Consider the following 20,893-nt stretch of genomic DNA (forward strand, 5'->3'; position numbering starts at 1 on the left):
TGACAAAGACGTCTAGAGGGCGTATCATTAAAAAGTACTTAAATAAGTACTTTTTTGATCTTTGAAAACCAAATACTGAACAGAGGTACTTATGAATGGATTAACATTGGAAGAAATGAGAACTGCTGTGAGAGAAACTCGTTTAGAGAAAGGATGGTCTCAACAGAAACTTGCTTACAAAGTTGGGATTTCTCGATCCTTGCTAGCAAAATTTGAAAACGGTAGTAGAAAATTATCAGACGAAAAAATTGAACAACTCTTAAATTGCCTTCTTTCAAAAGAAAAGAATGAGCATTTAGAAGGGATAGTCGATTATCTCACGATCCATTTCTTCTCAACAGATTATGAAATGCTGATTGATAAAGTGCTAAATATCAGTATGAACCATATGGTCTTCCATGAGACGAAGATTCTTGGATACAGTGGGCGCTATAGTTTATTGAAGGCAATCGATATTCGGATTTCAGAGGACAAGAAGAAAGGGACACTCTTTGAATTAAAGGGAACTGGTTGTCATTATTTAGCTGGTTGGCTGAATGGGAAGAAAGAAACATGGAATGATTTTTTTAAGCGAGTTTTTGAATATGGTGGAAATTTCACTCGAATAGACCTGGCAATCAATGATCGTTATGGTTACTTAAACATTCCTGATTTAGCAAAAAAAATTGAACGAAACGAATTTCGTTCCTCTTTCCGTATAGGAGATGTTTATCAGTCTAAGGACTTTTCAAATCAAGATTCGCACGGAACAACCATCTACTTTGGCTCTCGGAAAAGTTTAATGCATTTCTGTTTTTATCAAAAAGATTACGAACAAAGGAGAAAAAAAGGAGTCGCCTTAGATGAGGCACCAATCATTAACCGCTATGAACTCCGAACTCGCCATGAAAAAGCTCAAGAACTAGCTCGAAAATTGATAAAAACTGATAATTTCGAAGCAATTATTTTGGGTTTGATCAACCATTCAATTTGCTTTTATGACAGTCCACCTGAAAAACCACAAGCTAAAATCGATCAAAAATGGAAAAATTTTATTAGTAACCATGAGGAAATTTCACTTAGCTTAAAAGCTGATCCCATGACTTTAGAAAAGAGCTTCAATTGGATATTAAACAATGTGGCACCCTCGCTAAAATTGATCAAAGAATTTGGAAATATTTATCATGTGAACTTACTCGGACTTATCTTACAAGTTGCAAAATTGAATGAAGAGGGGGAAAAGATGCTAAACACTGTTTATGAAAATCCTGAGTGGTTCAAGGGAGAAATCAAATTTTATCAAAAAATGTTGGAAAGTAAACTACAACATCAAAGAAAAGCAAAGCACCGCAAACAATGAGGTCTGTTTATTTTAATTTCGGAAGACAACTTCAAAGTTGAAGGCAAAAGGGGCACTGAGATACTAAGTGCTCAGTGTTGCAAAAAAACTGCCAATTAATTCAATCAGAAAAATATACACTTACAGCTTACGACAAAGAGGTGGTGACGTTTTATGTCACAGCCTTTTTATTCAAACTAAACTACAAAATGGTATGGCAGATAAGATAATAAATACGGTGATATAAGTAACTCTTTCTTTGGTCAAATTTCCTGTCACTAATGCTCAATACAGAAGAAATTTGACAAAATAAAAAACTCATAAAACCTTACTCCTTTTCAGACAAATACCCTGATATCCATATATTCATTGTCCAGAACATGGTTCCATTTTAATTTTAACTATGATACCATATTATTAGTACCTTCATTTGTATCTTTGATTACACCCATACTTGACTAACACTAAATTCCACTGCTATTTAGGTTCGATTCCTAATCTCGCCATCGGGATTGCTACTTTAGGTTTAGTTAATAGTATTTTAGTAACAATAATAGCAGAAATAGTTGCACAAATTGTTCAGGGGGAGACGCAAATGAAAAGAAAAGTATTAATAACCTTATTATTGGCCACTTTTAGTGTCGGTAGTTCACTAATTGCTCAAAAGTTGGATAATAATAATATTGTAGAAACAACAACAATTTACAAAAAAACTGAGGGCAACAGTAGGTTACACATAGGTCCTCGCGATATTACCCCGAGTCTTATACCTCTTCAAGAATCGGTAGTAATTATCAAAAGGGTTGATAACCAAGCTAGCAATTTAGTTAGGCAGGGGCGAGACTGGTGTTAACGCTAAATTGCTAGTTTATATTAAAAATTCTAGAGAATAAGATAGGATTCTATTCTCAAGTATTCCAAATGATATTAACATCCTTCCAAATCTATCTTGAGAAGCCAGAGGGTCTGAAAGTAATCACAGACCCTTTTTTATTTTGTTCGATCGAATTATACTCCTCTTCAGTCAAAACAGCTAACTTTAAATCAACAGTCAATGCTGAAATATTGGAACGCATTATCTCTATGTCCCAATTTTTTGAAGCCAAATATCATTTCTTAGTATGTATAAATCAGCTAATTGATATCCAATACTCAAAATTTTATTTTCAAAATATTTTTCGTGCAATTGTCGAATAATTTCAGAAAATTTATTATTGAATCACTCTACAATTTATCGTTTATTTGTAGCATACCAAATTCTTATTTTGCTTTATCAATGAATTCTATTTTAAATGATTCAATAGATATAAAGACAGATCACACCACTGGTAAATTTACTCTGATGGGCTATCTATTATTTCATTTAACACTTCGAACAGGCATAAAAAATAGTGGAGCTCATGGCTTCCAGTAGAAGCATATTGATTTTTCAAATGAAACCCTATTATTAGTGCAAAGTTTAGATAAAAGGAAATAAACGAATCAAGATTCAAATTCCAACTTTACTTGTAGGATTATTAAAAACATGTAAAATTCAGCAAGAAGCAGAATTATCCAAGAATAGGATTTCTGTTAATGAAGAACAGTTCGTTTTTTACCCTTATAAATAAAAAAGGCGAAATGAATGCAAGACTTTATACAGAATATCTAAACACTCGTTTGAAGTCCTTAAAAAAAGACATGAACATTTGGCTTATCTAAATCCACAAAAATTACGACACACCTATGCGACTCTCGCACGAGGAGGTGGAGCAAACTTAGATGATATTCAAAATGCTTTGACTCACAGCGATAAAGACACGACAAGCATTTATATCAATACAGAGAATATTGTAGATCTTTCAACTCATAGAAGTTTTGAACAACGTTTAGAAGATGAAAGAAACTGTTTCACTCTATTTTGCAAAAGTGAGATTGTATCTTCTGAACTTTCAGACAAAAAAAGAGCAGATTTCTCTACTCCTTAATGCAAGCTATTCCTTATGAAAATGTATGTTACATATGCATTCCTGATTAATACAACTACTTATCTTCTAAAGATTCTTTCAATAACAGAGGGCATTGATAAATCATCAAAAAGTATAAGTAAATCATCATACTGGGAACCTGAATCAAGTTTCATTTTTTTTTTAGCGCATTCTATCACTTTTTTTCTTAGTTCTTGATTGTTGTACAGCATAGCATGTCGCATGAATCTCATAATTTCAATTTCATTTATCTCCGTCAAACCTTCAAATGAGTATTCTGAATCAAACCACTTTTTTATTAATGGACTTTGAAGATAAGTAGCTAATTGATCCGTCAAAACATCAATTTGTTCCATTGTATGCTCGTCATGAGAGTATAACAGTCTGAATTTGGGTGCTAGATTCAACATAGCCGTATTACTGACTCCTTCATTTTTCTCAAGAAGTGAAATAATCTCGGCTAGCCCCTCTTTCTGTTCATTAACAAATCTTTTTTCACTTACTTCATTTAATAGTCCCACATTTTCTTTAGTAAAAACTCTATTTAGTAGCTCCTCATTTTTCCTAATTATATAACTTAAGCGTGTCTCATTCATACTAATATATGGTTCTAATTCTGGATTATGACTTATTCCATCTTCAGCTAATATAAAAGCTCTAGAAACTTTCATAAGATGTGTTTCTTTAAAAAATGAAAGTACAACGTTCTTATGATTTTCTTCAATTAAACTATCTTTCATATCTTCTCTTAATTTCTCAACCATAGGATTTTCAACACAATATACGAACAGAATATTTGTGAAAAATTCCAAAGTTTTATAATAGAGGTAATCCTCCATTCTTTTATTAGAATCCTTTCTTAAACTTGGTAGAAACATGCTTTTAAGTTGCTCACAATCAAACTCATACATCAAAAAGGATCCTTTTCCTTTCAAATGTAATATCTTTTTCAAATTCATCAAATTTTCAGCACTCGGAAAGTCCTTTCCTTTTTTCCAATTTAGAATTTGAGTTTTACTAACTTTTAATTTTTTTGAAAGCCATAATTCAGCTACTGATGAAATTTTCTCTTTTACATTATAATCATCATCATGTGGAAGATTTAAATAAAATTCTTCAGCACGATCTTTCTCCCATCCGTCAAAAATGAGTTCCTCAACATCTTTTTGTGAATTCTTATCAATAAAATGTACTAGTAAGTTAAAATTATTCACGAAATTTTCTCTGTATTTTTTTTCAATCTTCCTATCAGTCCTATTTTTATGATCTAATCCAAATCCTTCGCCTGTCTCAATATTAAAATAGAAATCAAGATTTTGAAAATCAAGTATTGGCATCAAAATTTCTTTAGCTTCTAGATTTTTTTGATGGTCAGAAAAAATAATATCCTCCTTATCGTTTTCTTTAGGCATCTCTCTTAAAAATTCTTCTACAAACTTGTAAAATCTTTCAATTGGTTCCCTCAACTCTTTTATTAATGGAAAATCTAGACTATATTTTGCCATTATTTTTAAAGAGTAATCCCTTAGTTTAAGTAGATTCGTTTGGTTTGGAGTACTTTTCCCTTGTCGCCAGTCCGATAAGCTGTGTAGAGACACCCCTATATCCTCTGAGATCATTTTGGTTGTAACTCCCATCTTTGAAACAGTATTTAAAAAATCATCTATTTGTTTATTTAGTGTCTTCTTTTTCATATAAACATTGTATCACTTTGAAACTTTTTTCACAAAGATTCATTTTTTTCCACTTTACCTAATAGCCCATATTGAGTCATGCGAAAATACATTTATACAAGATATTTCTTGTAAATAATTAAGTCCTTACGGTGGCCACCAAATGGATGGATGGAAACAAATATGATGACCAGACAACAACCGTCTGTCTTTGCTAAATATTGTTTATCTGTTTTTTGGTGCGCTTATTTTATCTCTAGCATCAATTATTAGCTCATACACGTTTCTTTCTGTCCATAATGGCGGAAAGAACATACCATGTCTAAAGTTGAAAAAAAACGTGAAAAAAAAATTAATGAGGCAATCGCTAGTAACAATTGGGATCAAGCGTTAAACTTACTAGATCAACCGTTTGAAAATGATTTACGAAAAGATCGACATTACAATACAGTTAGTATGAATAATCAAATTTCTAGTTGTGGTGAACAAAAAGAATATATTAACAATATTGCTGAGCCTAATCTAGACCCACTTGAACATCTGATTATTCAAGAAGATGCACAACAACTCAAAAACGCACTATCCATTTTATCAAAACTAGAGAAACAGATTATCCTAGGATATTACTGGGACAATAAACCATATTCGCGACTCGCTAAAGAATTAGCTGTGAGTGATAAGACTGTGAAGAAACGCCTTGAATCTTCATTACAAAAAATGAAGGATATCCTTCGAGAAAAATAATAGATTTCTAAATGCTGGAGATTCCGAATCTTCAGCATTTTTTCTCCTTAATAGTAAGGAGGGAAAATCACTGTAACATCAAGCTCAAAAATAGTGAGTTAATAATCTAATAAAGAGGGAAATATTATGAAAACAAGATATAAAAGTTGTCTCAAATTTCTTTATTGGGACGTGCAGCTAACGTTCATCTTTATCAAGCATTGCCTTTGTTATGTCCAAATTATTATACGAAGCGAGGTGTTTTATAATAAAAAATCTTATTTTATGCTGAGTTTAAATTCGACTATCTTTTTATTTATTACGGCATTGCTTGCTCTATTGTTAGGATTCTCAGCTAAATTTATTATTGTTTCTCTCTCAAAAAGTGATGTTACACTTATTCAACAAATTTCAAACATTATAAAACAAATCAATGGATATTTAATAAGAATCAGCCTTCTAGAAACTGCTGTGAAAGTGTTAGTAATAACAATTGAATTAGTTAAGCGATTTAAATCTGATAAAATCATGAATTACTTTAAATCTGTGTATATCACCATGCTATTTCGCCATTTCTTAACTCAAGCCGAACAAATAGAAAAATTAATAACTATCGAAGCCCAAATATCACCACATATAATCCTATCATTCGCACTTTCAATTGTGCTGTAAATAAATGCGTTATGGATATTCACCAAGACCGTGTAATTTTATATGTTAAGACATCAAACAATCAGCAAGTACAAAAGTTCCTAAAAGAAATGGAGTCACACATAAAGGAAGAAACAGAAAATCGAAACCCTGACTATTATTTCTCGACACCTAATAGAGTAAAAAACGCTCTTTAGTTCGAGGGTAACAAAAGGATAAAAATCGGCGTCGTGGCTCAAGAAGTGAAAGCCACCGGCGCCTTTTATTATCTTTAACTCACATTAAGATATTGAACTACGATCCCCAGTAATCAGTAATCAGTAATCAGTAATCAGTAATCAGTAATCAGTAATCAAAAATAGTTCAAAATTCCAAAGTTTAACTGGTTTTCTCCTAATTGAGTAGTTAAATTCAATGTATTGAAAAGTAAAAAAGACACCTTCCAAATGGAAAGTGCCTTCGATCTTCTGTATAAACGAATTAACGTTTTGAGAATTGGCTCGCTTTGCGGGCTTTTTTCAAACCTGGTTTCTTACGTTCAACCATACGTGAATCACGAGTAAGTAATCCAGCGCGTTTTAATGGAAGACGGAAGTCAGGATCAACTTCTAGTAACGCACGAGCGATACCGTGACGGATAGCGCCTGATTGTCCAGCGTAGCCTCCGCCGTTAACATTTACGAATACATCGTATGAACCAGTTGTTTCAGTTACACCAAAAGGTTGGTTGATAACTAAACGCAAGTCAGCATGTGGAATATATTCTTCAACGTCTTTTTTATTTACAGTAATTTTACCAGTTCCTGGTACTAAGCGTACGCGAGCAACTGCATTTTTACGACGACCTGTGCCGTTATATTGTACTTGTGCCAATGAATTTCCCTCCTGTTAAATTAAGTTTGTGATGTCTAAAACTTCTGGCTGTTGAGCTGTGTGTGGATGTGTTGCTTCACCGTATACGTGAAGTTTCATGCCTTGTTTGCGGCCTAGAGTGTTCTTAGGCAACATACCTTTAACAGAAGTTTCAACTAAACGACGAGAATTTTTAGCACGTAATTCGCCTGCAGAGACTGATTTTAATCCGCCTGGATACATTGAGTGACGGTAGTACATCTTGTCTGAAGCCTTATTACCTGTAAGTTTCACTTTGTCAGCATTAATTACAATTACAAAATCTCCAGTATCTACATGGGGTGTAAATGTTGGTTTATTTTTTCCACGTAAGATAGTAGCAGCTACAGTTGATAGACGTCCCAAAGGAACATCTGTTGCATCGATAACGTACCATTTACGTTCTACTTCGCCTGGCTTAGCCATATATGTTGTGCGCACGATTTCTTCCTCCAATTTCAATTTCGAATGTTTGACAAACACTTGAGTTTCCGGGGCTCTCGTGGGGCAAACAATACCATTTACCATAATACTTCCTAATGCCCGCCGTGTCAACGTTTTTCTGTCGTCTTTACAAAGTTTTTTCTAATTCTTTCCTTATATACTCGATCTCGCTGCTGTAAGCTAAATGCATAAATAGACACTAATCCAAAACTTTTTTGTATAAATATTTAAAAAGGGGTTGATTTTTGTATTTTATGGTGCTAAGATAACTTCAACACAAAATTAGAGTTCAAGGAAAAAGGGAGTTTTCAGGATGAAAGAAAAAGTAATTTTAGCTTATTCAGGTGGTTTAGACACTTCAGTTTCTATTAAATGGTTAGTTGATGAAGGATATGACGTAGTCGCATGTTGTTTGGATATTGGTGAAGGAAGAGATACTGAATCCATCAAAAAGAAAGCGTTGGACGTTGGCGCTAGTGCTTCTTATGCAATCGATGCAAGAGAAGAATTCGCAAAAGAGTTCGTTTTAGTCGCTTTACAAGGAAATACCTACTATGAAAATTCATACCCATTAGTTTCGGCTTTATCTCGTCCACTAATTTCTAAAAAATTAGTTGAGCTAGCACATCAAACCGGCGCAACAACGATCGCTCATGGCTGTACAGGTAAAGGAAACGACCAAGTACGTTTTGAAGTATCAATTTCCGCACTTGATCCAAACTTGAAGATCATCGCTCCTGTTCGGGAATGGAAATGGTCTAGAGAAGAAGAAATTCATTATGCTGCTGAAAAAGGTGTGCCGATTCCAGCGGATTTGGACAATCCTTATTCAATCGACCAAAATCTATGGGGCAGAGCTTGTGAATGCGGAATCTTAGAAGATCCTTGGGCTACACCGCCTAAAGGTGCTTATGATATCACAGCGGAATTAGAAGATACACCAGATGTACCAACAATTACTGAAATTACCTTTGAACAAGGGGTTCCAGTTGCTTTAGATGGAGAAGAAATGTTGTTGTCAGACTTGATCATGACCTTGAATGCCGAAGCTGGCAAACACGGAATTGGCCGGATCGACCACATTGAAAACCGTCTTGTAGGAATCAAATCACGGGAAGTTTACGAATGCCCAGGTGCGACGGTTCTAATGGCAGCTCATAAAGAATTAGAAGATTTAACCTTTGTACGGGAAATGGCGCATTTCAAACCAATCATCGAACAAAAATTAGGTCAAATGATCTATGATGGTCTATGGTTCAACCCAACAATGGACGCACTGAAAGCTTTCTTGGCAGAGTCACAAAAAGTTGTGAACGGTGTGTTACGGGTGAAAATGTTTAAAGGCAACGTGATTGTTGAAGGACGTAAGTCTAACAACAGCTTATATAACGAAAACTTGGCAACTTATACTTCTGCCGATACTTTCGATCAAGATGCAGCAATTGGCTTCATTAAATTATGGGGTCTACCAACAAAGGTAAATGCTGAAGTACAAGCAAGCAACAAACAACCTAGTTTATAAGAACTTGCAAGGTGAACCAGATGTGAGGCAGCTTTTACTTGCCGGTAAATAAGGCTGTCCGGTTCACATCTTGCCATTGCTCATAGGTGAGTTTCTTTTCCTGTAAGGAAATAAGGAAACCAGCAGTGTGTTTCATCCTGAGGTATCTGAGAAGATGCCTCCTCCCAAGCAAACAGGACCGTTTCGGCGGTCTTTTTTAGGCTTCACGAACTGGCCTTTTCAGCAGTTTGGGGAGCCTTTTTTTGATGAATCAATAAAATACTGTTTCCATTTCGGTGAAAAACAGCTAATCTAGATAGTAGGAACTTTATTAATGAAGCGGAGGAACAATTATGGCAAAGCTTTGGGGCGGTCGGTTTGACGGTAAAAATGAAGCATGGATTGATGCATTTGGCGCATCGATTCCTTTTGATCAACAATTAGCCAAACAAGATATTACAGGAAGCTTGGCTCACGTGAAAATGTTAGGCAAAACAGGGATTATTTCAGAAGAGGATGCCCAAGCAATCGTTGCTGGCCTGAATACATTAGCCGACAAATTAGCAAAAAACGAATTAACCTTTACGATTGAAAACGAAGATATTCATTTAAACTTGGAAAAAATGCTGCATGATGAAATCGGACCGGTGGCTGGTAAACTTCACACAGCTCGTAGCCGGAATGACCAAGTGGCAACGGACATGCATTTATATTTAAAGGAACATGTACAAGACATCGTTGAAAAAATCACTGCCTTTCGTGAAGTGCTGGTGGCAAAAGCCGAAGAACATACCGAAACAATCATGCCTGGCTATACTCACCTGCAACATGCACAGCCGATTTCTTTCGGTCATCATTTAATGGCTTATTACAACATGCTGACTAGAGATCAAGAGCGTTTGACAGAAAGCTTGAAACGGATCGATCTTTCGCCATTAGGTTGTGCTGCGCTGGCGGGAACAACTTTTCCGATTGATCGTCAAATGACGGCTGACGAACTGGGTTTTGGCGGGATTTACTCCAACAGCTTAGATGGGGTTAGTGATCGGGACTTTATCTTGGAATTTTTAAGCAATAGCTCGATTTTAATGATGCACTTATCACGGTTTTGTGAAGAAATCATTTTATGGTGCAGCCATGAGTTTAAATTCGTGGAATTAACGGATACCTTCTCTACCGGCAGCTCGATTATGCCGCAAAAGAAAAATCCTGACATGGCAGAGTTAATTCGAGGCAAGTCAGGACGCGTGGTTGGCGATCTAATCGGTTTGTTAACAGTGATGAAGGGTTTGCCGCTAGCCTACAACAAAGACCTGCAGGAAGACAAGGAAGGCATGTTTGACACGGTTCATACGGTAGCAACCAGCTTGGAAATCATGACTGGCATGATCGACACCATGAATGTACACACGCAAACGATGCACGACGCAACTGAAAAAGATTTCTCTAATGCGACTGAGCTAGCGGACTACTTGGCAACTAAGGGCATTCCTTTCCGTCAAGCTCACGAAATCGTTGGAAAATTGGTTCTAAGTTGTACGCAAAAAGGGATCTACTTGCAAGATGTTCCGTTAGAAGAATATCAAGCGATCTCTGACCTAATCGAAGAAGATATTTACAACACGCTGGCTTCAAAAACCGCCGTTGTACGCCGGACTTCTTTAGGTGGCACCAGCTTTGAACAAGTAGAATGGCAAATTCAAGAAGCGAAAAAATCCTTGCAAGCGAAATGAAAATAAAAATGACTGTAGACCTCCTTTTCGAGCTTGGTCTACAGTCATTTTTTAGTTACGCATCAATTTCAGGTGCTTTGCCTAATTTAGCTTGCAGCATCCAGATTTTCTTTTCTAAGTCTGTTTTGAAGCCCGTGAAGATATCTTGAGTGCTATCGTCGCCTTCTTCGCCAGCCACTTCGATTCCCTTTTGATAAAGGTCCGCTAAGTAACGGTAGCCCTTCACTAAAATTTCCATCCGTTCTGGAATAGTGCGATCCCAACGGCCTTTTTCGTCTTCGATGCCGGTATGTTCCGCCCATTCACTCAACGTTGAATAAGGTGAGCCATCTAAGGTGATTAAGCGTTCAGAAATTACATCCAATTGGTCATTGATTTCATCCATATAGTCGTCCATCAATGGGTGTAATGTTAAAAATTCAGGTCCTCGCATATACCAGTGCGTTTGATGAATAACAACTGAAAATTGACTAAGATCGGCTACCAACTGGTTCAATACTTCTTTAGTTTTTTCAAATTTCATAAATACATTCCTCCTAAATTTTGTCTCACTTAAAGCATAGTACAATTTCTACAAAAGTACAAAGATTTCGTCAAAAAAAAAATCATTTTGACTTTTTTTGCGTAATTATAGGTGAAGGGGGAGATAGCTATGCAAATTCCATACTTTATTGTTAATACAATCGTCGGGTCATTTCTTTGCCTAGTGGTTGACCGTATGCCTAGACAACAATCGATTCTCTATCCTAGATCCCATTGTTCATTTTGCGGCCATCGACTATCACTAAAGGAAATGATTCCGATCTTTTCAGTCATCTTACAGAAATTCCGCTGTAAGCATTGCCAGCATAAGCTCCCCCTTCGCTATTTATTTTGTGAGGTATTCACCGGTTGTTTAGCGCTGTTAATTTTACCGAATGAACCTACGTGGCAAAACTTTTGGGTATTGGTTTGGCTTCTGAGCAGTTTTGTCTTAGCATTAATTGATTACGATACTTATTTAGTAGAGGGTAGAATCCTGCTTTTTACAGGAAGTGTATTGGTGATTGGCGCTCTCTTGTTGGCTATTCCTTTGTACTGGAGTCATCCGTTGATTCTGATTGCTTGCTTTTACTTGCTCCAAAAGCTTATGCCTGACAGCATGGGGACCGGTGATCTTTGGGTCCTTGCTTTGTGGAGTTTATTTTTATCCATATATGAGCTACTAGTGATTCTGTTGATCGCTTCAGCTAGCGGCATTCTCTTTTACAGCTATCGCCAGCTGCGAAAGAAAGCCTTACGGGAAATTCCTTTTTTGCCTTTTCTTTTCTTAGGTCTTTGTCTAATACAGCTGACGAAAAAAGCCTAAAGCGCTTTGCTCTAGGCTTAAATCTATTTCCAATTTTTGCGAATAAATCCTGCACGACCGGATCCTTCGCTGTACATTTTGTAATGCAGCTTGTTTTTCTTATAGTAATCTTGATGGTAATCTTCTGCTGGATAGAAAGGTTTGGCTGCTTCGATTGACGTAACGATTGGTTTATCAAAACGACCGCTGATCTGTAATTGTTCCTTGGAATGTTCTGCAGCTGCTTTTTGCTCGGGTGAATTATAAAAAATCACTGGACGATAGGAATCACCACGATCAGCAAATTGACCAAACGCATCGGTTGGATCCGTCTGCTGCCAATAAATTTCCACTAATTCTTCATAAGATATCACTTCCGGATCGAAGGTAATTTCCACCGCTTCAGTGTGCCCTGTTAATCCTGTCCCTACCTGTTCATAGGTCGGATTTGGAACATGTCCGCCAGTATAACCTGAGACAATCGATTTGATTCCCGGCATTTGATCAAATGGTTTGACCATACACCAAAAACAGCCACCTGCAAAAATTGCTTTTTCTTCTGCCATTGTATTCATCCCCTTTTCTCTATCATATGCTGATTAGCGCAAAATGGAATAAATTTGCTCATAGACAAGTTTTATTAATTTCTTTTTAGGGATTCATTTTTCCAGAACCGGGAAAAATGAGGCTGATTTTCGTGCGCATACCACCTTGCTAAACTGCTCGTACTGATTTGTTTATCATGAGCAAGTTAGTTCTTCTATCTTTGTATACTGCGAAAAGCAAGGCTGGCAAAAAGGACCTGCTCGTAACTTGAGCAGGTCCTTAAGGTGTTAGTTCAATGGATTATTCAAAGCGTCTTCGGCAGCTAATTGGGCTTCAATATCAGAGATACTGTAGACATTTTCGCTGGCTACGACAACTTCTTTTGGTTCCATGTTACGGTAACGAGCCATACCAGTACCGGCAGGAATAATCTTACCGATAATAACATTCTCTTTCAATCCAAGTAATGGATCTTTCTTACCGCGAATGGCAGCATCCGTCAAGACACGCGTTGTTTCCTGGAAGGACGCAGCTGACAAGAAGCTGTTTGTTTCTAGTGATGCTTTGGTGATACCTAGCAAGACTGGACGAGATGTCGCAGGCGTGCCACCAGCTACGATTGTATTGTAGTTACGGTCCTTAAAGTCGGCAATATCCAATAATGTACCTGGTAAGATATCTGAATCACCTGGGTCCATGATACGGACTTTACGCAACATTTGACGAACCATTACTTCGATATGTTTGTCGCCGATTTCTACCCCTTGCATCCGGTATACACGTTGTACTTCACGAAGCAGGTAAGTTTCAACTGAGATCACGTCACGCACTTGCAATAAGTGTTTCGGATCGATTGAACCTTCTGTCAATGGCGCACCACGGTGAACCATGTCACCTTCTACGACTTTCATACGTCCTGTATAAGGAACGGTGTATGTCCGTGTATCAGTTTCGCCTTTGACTGTTACTTCTTTGGTACGAGTAGCAGCATCTTCAACGATTTCGGTTACTTCACCAGTAACTTCGGTGATAACAGCCAAACCTTTCGGATTACGTGCTTCAAAGATTTCTTGGACACGGGGAAGACCTTGAGTAATATCGTCTCCAGCAACCCCACCGGTATGGAACGTACGCATGGTTAACTGAGTACCAGGTTCACCGATTGATTGAGCAGCGATCGTACCAACTGCTTCACCAACTTCAACGTCATCGCCAGTTGCCAAGTTACGGCCGTAACAATGCTTACATACACCATGTTTAGTGTTACATGTAAAGACTGAACGGATTGTTAGTTTTTCAACGCCAGCATCAAGCAAACGTTTTGCATCAGCTTCGGTAATTAGGGTATCGCCACCTAGTAAGATTTCACCTGTTTCAGGATGTCTTACTGATTTTTGCGTATAACGACCCACTAGACGTTCTTCTAGTGATTCGATAATTTCATTGCCTTCACGAATCGCGGAGATTTCCAATCCACGGTCTGTTCCACAGTCATCTTCACGAACGATTACATCTTGGGCAACGTCAACCAAACGACGCGTTAAGTAACCAGAATCGGCTGTCTTCAAGGCTGTATCGGTCATCCCTTTACGAGCTCCGTGAGTCGAGATAAACATTTCCAAGACCGATAAACCTTCACGGAAGTTTGAAATAATCGGCAATTCCATGATTTGTCCATTCGGAGCGGCCATCAATCCACGCATCCCAGCAAGCTGAGTAAAGTTGGAGATGTTACCACGGGCACCAGAATCGGACATCATGAAGATTGGGTTTTTCGCATCTAAGGATTCCATCAGTTTTTGTTGGATGGCATCTTTCGCTGCATTCCAAACGCCAATTACACGTTCATAACGTTCTTCATCGGTAATCAAACCACGACGGAATTGCTTCGTGATCGTTGCAACTTGTTCATGAGCTGCATCGATGATTTCTTGTTTTTCAGCCAAGGCCATGATGTCGGCAATACCCACAGTCATACCAGCCATAGTTGAGTGTTTGTAACCTAAGTCTTTCATACGGTCCAACATCATTGAGGTATCAGTGACTTTGAAACGCTTGAAGACTTCGGAGATGATGTTTCCTAAGTTTTTCTTCTTGAACGGCAAGATGATTGGTTGTTCCTTGATAATCGCAGGAATATCAGTGCCTCTTTCGACAAAGTATTTGTCAGGCGTATGCTGCGTCAAGTTGAAATCAGTTGGTTCATTCAAGTAAGGGAACTCCTGAGGCATAATATCATTAAAGATAATTTTACCAACAGTCGTAATCATTAGACGTTCTTTTTGCCATTCAGTAAATGGTTTGTCGCCTAAGGTATTTGGATCAACGGCTACACGAGAGTGTAAATGCACATAGCCATTACGCCATGCCAACACTGCTTCGTTCATGTCACGGAAGACCATGCCTTCCCCTTCACGACCTTCTTCTTCCATTGTTAGGTAGTAGTTACCTAGGACCATATCCTGAGATGGTGTAACAACTGGTTTACCATCTTTTGGATTCAAAATGTGGGTTGCAGCTAGCATTAGCATACGTGCTTCTGCTTGAGCTTCTTCGCCTAAAGGCAAGTGAACCGCCATTTGGTCTCCATCGAAATCGGCATTGTAGGCTTCACATACTAATGGGTGAAGACGAATGGCACGACCTTCAACTAAGATTGGTTCAAAGGCTTGGATACCTAATCGGTGCAAAGTAGGTGCCCGGTTCAATAGAACAGGATGTTCACGGATAACTTCTTCTAAGATATCCCAAACAACATCTTCTTGACGTTCGATTTTGCGTTTTGCATTCTTGATGTTTGAAGCAATTTCTCGTTGGACTAATTCTTTCATTACGAAAGGTTTGAACAACTCGATGGCCATTTCTTTTGGCAAACCACATTGATACATCTTCAAGAATGGTCCTACAACGATAACGGAACGGGCAGAGTAATCGACACGTTTACCTAGCAAGTTTTGACGGAAACGACCTTGTTTCCCTTTCAACATATGAGAAAGAGATTTCAATGGGCGGTTACCTGGTCCAGTAACTGGACGGCCACGACGACCATTATCGATCAAGGCATCGACCGCTTCTTGCAGCATCCGTTTTTCATTTTGGACAATGATGTTTGGTGCATTTAAGTCTAATAGACGTTTCAACCGGTTGTTACGGTTAATTACTCGACGGTACAAATCATTCAAGTCAGAAGTCGCAAAACGGCCCCCTTCTAATTGCACCATTGGACGCAAGTCTGGCGGGATTACAGGAATAACATCCATAACCATCCAGCTTGGACGGTTGCCAGAAGCACGGAACGCTTCCAATACGTCTAAACGACGGATGGCACGGGTCCGTTTTTGTCCTTGAGCAGTCTTTAATTCCTCTTTCAATTCAGCAGTTTCGCCTTCTAAATCAACTTGATCTAACAGTTGTTTGATGGCTTCTGCCCCCATTGCTGCTTGGAATTCTTGACCATATTGTTCACGTTTTTCACGGTATTCGCGTTCTGTTAATAATTGTTTTCTTTCTAAGCTTGTGTTCCCAGCTTCGATGACTACATAAGAGGCAAAGTAGATAATTTCTTCTAACGCACGAGGACTCATGTCTAACACAAGACCCATACGAGAAGGAATACCTTTGAAATACCAAATGTGTGTCACAGGAGCAGCTAATTCGATGTGGCCCATGCGTTCACGACGAACTTTTGAGCGAGTTACTTCCACGCCACAACGGTCACAAACGATTCCTTTATAACGGATACGTTTGTACTTTCCGCAGGCACATTCCCAGTCTTTGGTAGGACCAAAGATCCGTTCATCAAATAACCCTTCACGTTCTGGCTTTAAGGTACGGTAATTAATGGTTTCCGGTTTTTTTACTTCACCGTAAGACCAGCTTCTGATTTTTTCGGGAGAAGCTAAACCTATTTGCATACTTTCGAACTTGTTAACATCGATCAAAAGGGTTTCCCTCCATTTCTTTTAATCCGCAAGTCACCTAGATTTAGATGACTTGCGTCAAACGGACTCTTATAAGTCTTCTGCTGTTTCAATTTCTTGGATTAAATCTGAAGCTTGGCTCTCACGTTCAGCAGCGGCTTTTTGTTCCAATTCTTTGGCTGATTGTTGCTCAGCAAACTTGGTCAACGCATCTACTGTGATTAAGTCGTCATCGTCATCATCCATGTCACGCAGCTCAATTTCTTTGTCGTCGATATCCAATACTTGCATATCTAAACCTAGTGCTTGTAACTCTTTTACCAATACGCGGAAGGATTCAGGAACACCTGGTTTTGGAATTGGTTCACCTTTGACAATCGCTTCGTATGTTTTCACACGACCGACTACGTCATCTGACTTGTAAGTCAAGATTTCTTGCAAGGTATATGCGGCACCGTATGCTTCCAGTGCCCATACTTCCATTTCCCCAAAACGTTGTCCACCAAATTGTGCTTTACCACCTAAAGGTTGTTGTGTAACTAGAGAGTAAGGTCCAATTGAACGAGCATGTAATTTATCATCAACCATGTGGGCTAATTTGATCATGTACATAACCCCAACCGAAATCCGGTTGTCAAATGGTTCACCGGTACGTCCATCGTATAAAACGGTTTTCGCATCGTTGGCCATTCCAGCTTCACGAACAGTTTCCCATACATCAGTATCAGCGGCGCCATCGAATACAGGCGTTGCTACGTGGATACCCAATGAACGAGCAGCCATCCCCAAGTGCAATTCTAGTACTTGTCCGATGTTCATCCGTGATGGTACCCCAAGTGGGTTCAACATGACATCAACTGGTGTGCCGTCTGGCAAGTAAGGCATGTCTTCTTCTGGCATAATGCGAGAAACGACCCCTTTGTTTCCGTGACGACCGGCCATTTTGTCCCCTTCATGGATTTTACGTTTTTGAACAATATACACACGAACCAGCATGTTTACGCCTGGTGATAATTCATCGCCGGCTTCACGGGTAAAGATCTTCACATCGTGAACGATCCCGCCGCCGCCATGAGGAACACGTAATGATGTATCACGTACTTCACGAGCTTTTTCACCAAAGATAGCATGCAATAGACGTTCTTCAGCAGAAAGTTCAGTAACTCCTTTTGGTGTTACTTTCCCAACTAATAAATCACCATCATAAACTTCGGCACCAATGCGGATAATCCCCATTTCGTCCAAGTTTTTCAATGCGTCTTCCCCAACGTTTGGAATTTCACGGGTAATTTCTTCAGGTCCTAATTTGGTATCACGTGCTTCTGATTCGTATTCTTCAATATGAACCGAAGTATAAACATCGTCTTTCACTAAACGACGACTCATGATAATCGCATCTTCATAGTTGTAACCTTCCCAAGTCATGAAGGCAACGACTACGTTTTGACCTAAGGCTAATTCACCGTTTTCCATTGATGGACCATCTGCCAAAATATCTCCAGCTTCGACGATTTCGCCTAAGCCGACTAACGGACGTTGGTTGTAGCTGGTACCAGAGTTGGAACGACGGAATTTCGTAATGTCGTATTTATCTAATGCGCCGTTGTCGCGACGAACGCGTACTTCGTTAGCATCAACAAATTCAACGACACCATCATTTTTACATAATAGAGCAGCACCTGAGTCATGGGCTGCAGTGTATTCCATACCAGTACCAACCCAAGGAGAACGTGGTTGGATCAATGGTACAGCTTGCCGCTGCATGTTGGCACCCATCAAGGCACGGTTGGAGTCATCGTTTTCCAAGAAAGGAATACATGCAGTCGCAACAGCAACTACCTGTTTAGGCGATACATCCATGTAATCCACTTTATCAATGGTTACTTCCAAGTTTTCACTGGTTGCACGAGCCATAACCAATTCTTCAGCAAATGTGCCATCTTCGTTCAATTTACTGTTGGCTTGGGCTACTACATAGTGGTCCTCGGTATCAGCAGTTAAGTAATCAATATGTTCAGTTACACGACCTGTTGCACGATCGACACGACGGTAAGGTGTTTCGATAAAACCGAATTTGTTGACCTTCGCATAAGATGCCAAGCTATTGATCAATCCGATATTCGGACCTTCCGGTGTTTCAATCGGACACATACGACCATAGTGGGAATAGTGAACGTCTCGAACTTCATAGCCGGCGCGGTCACGAGTCAAACCACCAGGCCCTAAGGCAGATAGACGACGTTTATGGGTCAATTCCCCAAGAGGGTTTGTTTGGTCCATGAACTGTGACAACTGTGAAGAACCAAAGAATTCTTTGATACTTGCTACAACTGGACGAATATTGATTAATTGTTGTGGTGTCAAGGTTTCAGTGTCTTGAATCGACATCCGCTCACGAACCACACGTTCCATACGGGCTAAACCAATACGGAATTGGTTTTGCAACAATTCACCAACGGAACGAATACGACGGTTACCTAAGTGGTCGATGTCATCTACGTTGCCGATGTTTTCCATCAAGTTCAAGAAGTAGCTCATTGAAGCAATGATGTCACCTGGGCGAACAGTCCGTACAGCAGCCGTAGGGTAGCCATTACCGATTACTGTTACTACGCGTTCAGGATCTTTTGGTGAATATACTTTAATTGGTTGAACAGTCATTGGATCAGTTACTACCGCATCATCTGAAGGATAATAAGTAACAGAATTTAAGCCGTTTTCCAAATGAGGTCCTAATTCATCCATCACTTGGTGGGTTAATACTGTATCTTTTTCTACGATGATTTCGCCAGTTTCTGAATCAACTAAGGTTTCAGCCAAGGTTAAATTCAATAGACGGGTTTTTAAGTCTAGTTTTTTATTTACTTTGTAACGACCAACATTTGCTAAGTCGTAACGTTTTGGATCAAAGAAACGAGCAGTTAACAGGCTCCGTGAGCTGTCAGCTGTTTTCGGTTCGCCGGGACGAAGACGTTCGTAAACATCTTTCAAGCCTTCTTCAGTCCGAGAATCACTTGGATTTTTGTGCAAATCCTTTTCAATCGTATTGCGCAATGAGTCGCTTTCGCCAAACAATTCCATGATGGTATCATCTGAGCCAAAGCCTAACGCACGAACTAAAGTAGTCAAAGGAATTTTTCGGGTACGGTCAATTCGTACATAAGAAATGTCCTTGGCATCTGTTTCCATTTCTAACCATGCACCACGGTTAGGGATCACAGTTGAGCCGAAGCCTTCTTTTCCGTTTTTATCAACTTTTCCATGGAAGTAAACACCAGGAGAACGTACTAGCTGAGAAACGATTACTCGTTCCGCACCATTGATAATAAACGTTCCTTGTTCAGTCATTAACGGGAAATCGCCAAAGAATACTTCTTGGGATTTGATTTCACCTGTTTCGCGGTTTACTAAACGCAAGATAACATGTAAAGGGGCAGAGTAATTTGCATCGTGTTGGCGTGCTTCTGCGACGGTGTATTTTGGTTCCTTTAATTCATAGTCAACAAATTCAAGTGACAAGTTTCCGGTAAAGTCTTCAATTGGCAAAATGTCTTCAAACATTTCTCTTAGTCCTTCGTCTAAGAACCACTGATAAGAATCTGTTTGAATTTCGATCAAGTTCGGTAATTCCAATACTTCACTGATTCGGGCAAAGCTTCTACGTGTGCGGTGTTTCCCGTATTTCACGTCATATCCAGCCAAGTTCTTCACTCCTTGTTAAAAAGTCTGAAAACCGATCCGAAGATGAATGACATTTATGTTACAAATATTAAAATTGTGTAACACCAGACATTTTTAGCGGCTTTTAGGCAAAAAAAAACCAAAAATAGAACGTTCTCTTGAAAAAATTCTTGAGCTTCTACTTTTGTTTCCTTATTTTAAAACCGGAACGGACAATATTTCGTTCCTGTCTTTGATCATTTCAGATAGTTTTAGCAACTTCAAATAATACACCACTACTACACACTTGTCAATACTATCTTATAGAACCAAAGCATCTGCTATAGGTATTCTTAAGGTTTTTACTTCTTTTGTTTCATGAAATAAACCTAGAAACTACCTTTATTCTATGAAGTCGTCATTTTTATTATTGACATCTCATTTTTCTTACCTTATACTAATGAACAACCAGAAGTTGGAGGTCATTCTTATGATGAAGATGAAAAAACCACAACTGAATAACCGCTACTTTAGCTATT

Annotated in this window: 15 protein-coding genes; 8 read left to right on the forward strand and 7 right to left on the reverse strand. The window is 38.7% G+C overall.

The features are described 5' to 3' along the window. Positions 1 to 91: 91 nt before the first annotated feature. The 3 genes from IGI42_RS08915 (at position 92) to IGI42_RS08925 (ending at position 3,285) form a co-directional block, all read left to right on the forward strand. Positions 92 to 1,339, forward strand: a complete 1,248-nt coding sequence (locus tag IGI42_RS08915) for a replication initiation factor domain-containing protein (protein WP_438715495.1) — start codon at positions 92 to 94, stop codon at positions 1,337 to 1,339. Positions 1,340 to 1,913: 574 nt separating this feature from the next. Then, a complete protein-coding gene (locus IGI42_RS08920; protein ID WP_438715496.1) occupies positions 1,914 to 2,171 on the forward strand; it encodes a hypothetical protein in 258 nt (85 codons plus the stop codon). A gap of 835 nt (positions 2,172 to 3,006) precedes the next feature. Beyond that, complete coding sequence (locus tag IGI42_RS08925; protein WP_438715497.1) at positions 3,007 to 3,285, forward strand: hypothetical protein; 279 nt, start codon at positions 3,007 to 3,009, stop codon at positions 3,283 to 3,285. Positions 3,286 to 3,344: 59 nt separating this feature from the next. On the opposite strand, the gene IGI42_RS08930 is transcribed toward IGI42_RS08925, so the two are convergent. Further along, positions 3,345 to 4,979: a hypothetical protein gene (locus IGI42_RS08930; RefSeq protein ID WP_438715498.1), complete on the reverse strand. Its 1,635-nt coding sequence runs from the start codon at positions 4,977 to 4,979 to the stop codon at positions 3,345 to 3,347. A gap of 297 nt (positions 4,980 to 5,276) precedes the next feature. Here IGI42_RS08930 and IGI42_RS08935 point away from each other — a divergent pair, with 297 nt between their 5' ends. Together IGI42_RS08935 and IGI42_RS08940 are read left to right on the forward strand one after the other, a co-directional pair. Continuing rightward, complete coding sequence (locus IGI42_RS08935; protein WP_438715499.1) at positions 5,277 to 5,702, forward strand: sigma-70 family RNA polymerase sigma factor; 426 nt, start codon at positions 5,277 to 5,279, stop codon at positions 5,700 to 5,702. Between the two features lie 126 nt (positions 5,703 to 5,828). Beyond that, positions 5,829 to 6,353, forward strand: a complete 525-nt coding sequence (locus IGI42_RS08940; RefSeq protein ID WP_438717069.1) for a hypothetical protein — start codon at positions 5,829 to 5,831, stop codon at positions 6,351 to 6,353. Positions 6,354 to 6,812: 459 nt separating this feature from the next. Here IGI42_RS08940 and rpsI read toward each other — a convergent pair whose 3' ends face one another. Then, positions 6,813 to 7,205 (reverse strand): 30S ribosomal protein S9, encoded by a 393-nt coding sequence (gene rpsI, locus IGI42_RS08945; protein ID WP_438715500.1) that lies wholly within the window; start codon positions 7,203 to 7,205, stop codon positions 6,813 to 6,815. A 15-nt stretch (positions 7,206 to 7,220) separates the two neighbouring features. Continuing rightward, on the reverse strand, positions 7,221 to 7,667 hold the full coding sequence (rplM, locus tag IGI42_RS08950) for a 50S ribosomal protein L13 (RefSeq protein WP_347565066.1): 447 nt from the start codon (positions 7,665 to 7,667) through the stop codon (positions 7,221 to 7,223). A 313-nt stretch (positions 7,668 to 7,980) separates the two neighbouring features. Here rplM and IGI42_RS08955 point away from each other — a divergent pair, with 313 nt between their 5' ends. Both IGI42_RS08955 and argH read left to right on the forward strand, forming a co-directional pair. Continuing rightward, positions 7,981 to 9,189 carry an argininosuccinate synthase gene (locus tag IGI42_RS08955; protein WP_438715501.1) on the forward strand — a complete coding sequence of 403 codons (1,209 nt, stop codon included), beginning with the start codon at positions 7,981 to 7,983 and terminating at the stop codon, positions 9,187 to 9,189. A 332-nt stretch (positions 9,190 to 9,521) separates the two neighbouring features. Continuing rightward, positions 9,522 to 10,901 carry an argininosuccinate lyase gene (argH, locus tag IGI42_RS08960; protein ID WP_438715502.1) on the forward strand — a complete coding sequence of 460 codons (1,380 nt, stop codon included), beginning with the start codon at positions 9,522 to 9,524 and terminating at the stop codon, positions 10,899 to 10,901. 55 nt (positions 10,902 to 10,956) lie between these two features. Here the strand turns inward: argH and IGI42_RS08965 are convergent, their stop codons facing one another. After that, positions 10,957 to 11,424, reverse strand: a complete 468-nt coding sequence (locus IGI42_RS08965) for a Dps family protein (protein ID WP_438715503.1) — start codon at positions 11,422 to 11,424, stop codon at positions 10,957 to 10,959. 129 nt (positions 11,425 to 11,553) lie between these two features. Here IGI42_RS08965 and IGI42_RS08970 point away from each other — a divergent pair, with 129 nt between their 5' ends. After that, positions 11,554 to 12,249, forward strand: a complete 696-nt coding sequence (locus IGI42_RS08970) for a prepilin peptidase (protein WP_438715504.1) — start codon at positions 11,554 to 11,556, stop codon at positions 12,247 to 12,249. Between the two features lie 23 nt (positions 12,250 to 12,272). Here the strand turns inward: IGI42_RS08970 and msrA are convergent, their stop codons facing one another. From msrA to rpoB, 3 genes are all read right to left on the reverse strand, one after another. After that, on the reverse strand, positions 12,273 to 12,794 hold the full coding sequence (gene msrA, locus IGI42_RS08975; RefSeq protein ID WP_438715505.1) for a peptide-methionine (S)-S-oxide reductase MsrA: 522 nt from the start codon (positions 12,792 to 12,794) through the stop codon (positions 12,273 to 12,275). Between the two features lie 267 nt (positions 12,795 to 13,061). Further along, a complete protein-coding gene (gene rpoC / locus IGI42_RS08980; protein ID WP_438715506.1) occupies positions 13,062 to 16,715 on the reverse strand; it encodes a DNA-directed RNA polymerase subunit beta' in 3,654 nt (1,217 codons plus the stop codon). Positions 16,716 to 16,784: 69 nt separating this feature from the next. Next, entirely contained in the window at positions 16,785 to 20,405 is a 3,621-nt protein-coding gene (gene rpoB, locus IGI42_RS08985) for a DNA-directed RNA polymerase subunit beta (protein WP_438715507.1), read from the reverse strand. Between the last annotated feature and the right edge of the window lie 488 nt (positions 20,406 to 20,893).

Source organism: Enterococcus sp. AZ109, assembly GCF_051714625.1.
Taxonomy (GTDB): domain Bacteria; phylum Bacillota; class Bacilli; order Lactobacillales; family Enterococcaceae; genus Enterococcus_A.

Coding starts and splice junctions, on each gene's coding strand:
- IGI42_RS08955 (WP_438715501.1), top strand. CDS start 7,981: ATGAAAGAAAAAGTAATTTTAGCTTATTCAGGTGGTTTAGACACTTCA.
- IGI42_RS08915 (WP_438715495.1), top strand. CDS start 92: ATGAATGGATTAACATTGGAAGAAATGAGAACTGCTGTGAGAGAAACT.
- IGI42_RS08920 (WP_438715496.1), top strand. CDS start 1,914: ATGAAAAGAAAAGTATTAATAACCTTATTATTGGCCACTTTTAGTGTC.
- IGI42_RS08935 (WP_438715499.1), top strand. CDS start 5,277: ATGTCTAAAGTTGAAAAAAAACGTGAAAAAAAAATTAATGAGGCAATC.
- msrA (WP_438715505.1), bottom strand. CDS start 12,794: ATGGCAGAAGAAAAAGCAATTTTTGCAGGTGGCTGTTTTTGGTGTATG.
- argH (WP_438715502.1), top strand. CDS start 9,522: ATGGCAAAGCTTTGGGGCGGTCGGTTTGACGGTAAAAATGAAGCATGG.
- IGI42_RS08930 (WP_438715498.1), bottom strand. CDS start 4,979: ATGAAAAAGAAGACACTAAATAAACAAATAGATGATTTTTTAAATACT.
- IGI42_RS08965 (WP_438715503.1), bottom strand. CDS start 11,424: ATGAAATTTGAAAAAACTAAAGAAGTATTGAACCAGTTGGTAGCCGAT.
- IGI42_RS08970 (WP_438715504.1), top strand. CDS start 11,554: ATGCAAATTCCATACTTTATTGTTAATACAATCGTCGGGTCATTTCTT.
- IGI42_RS08940 (WP_438717069.1), top strand. CDS start 5,829: ATGAAAACAAGATATAAAAGTTGTCTCAAATTTCTTTATTGGGACGTG.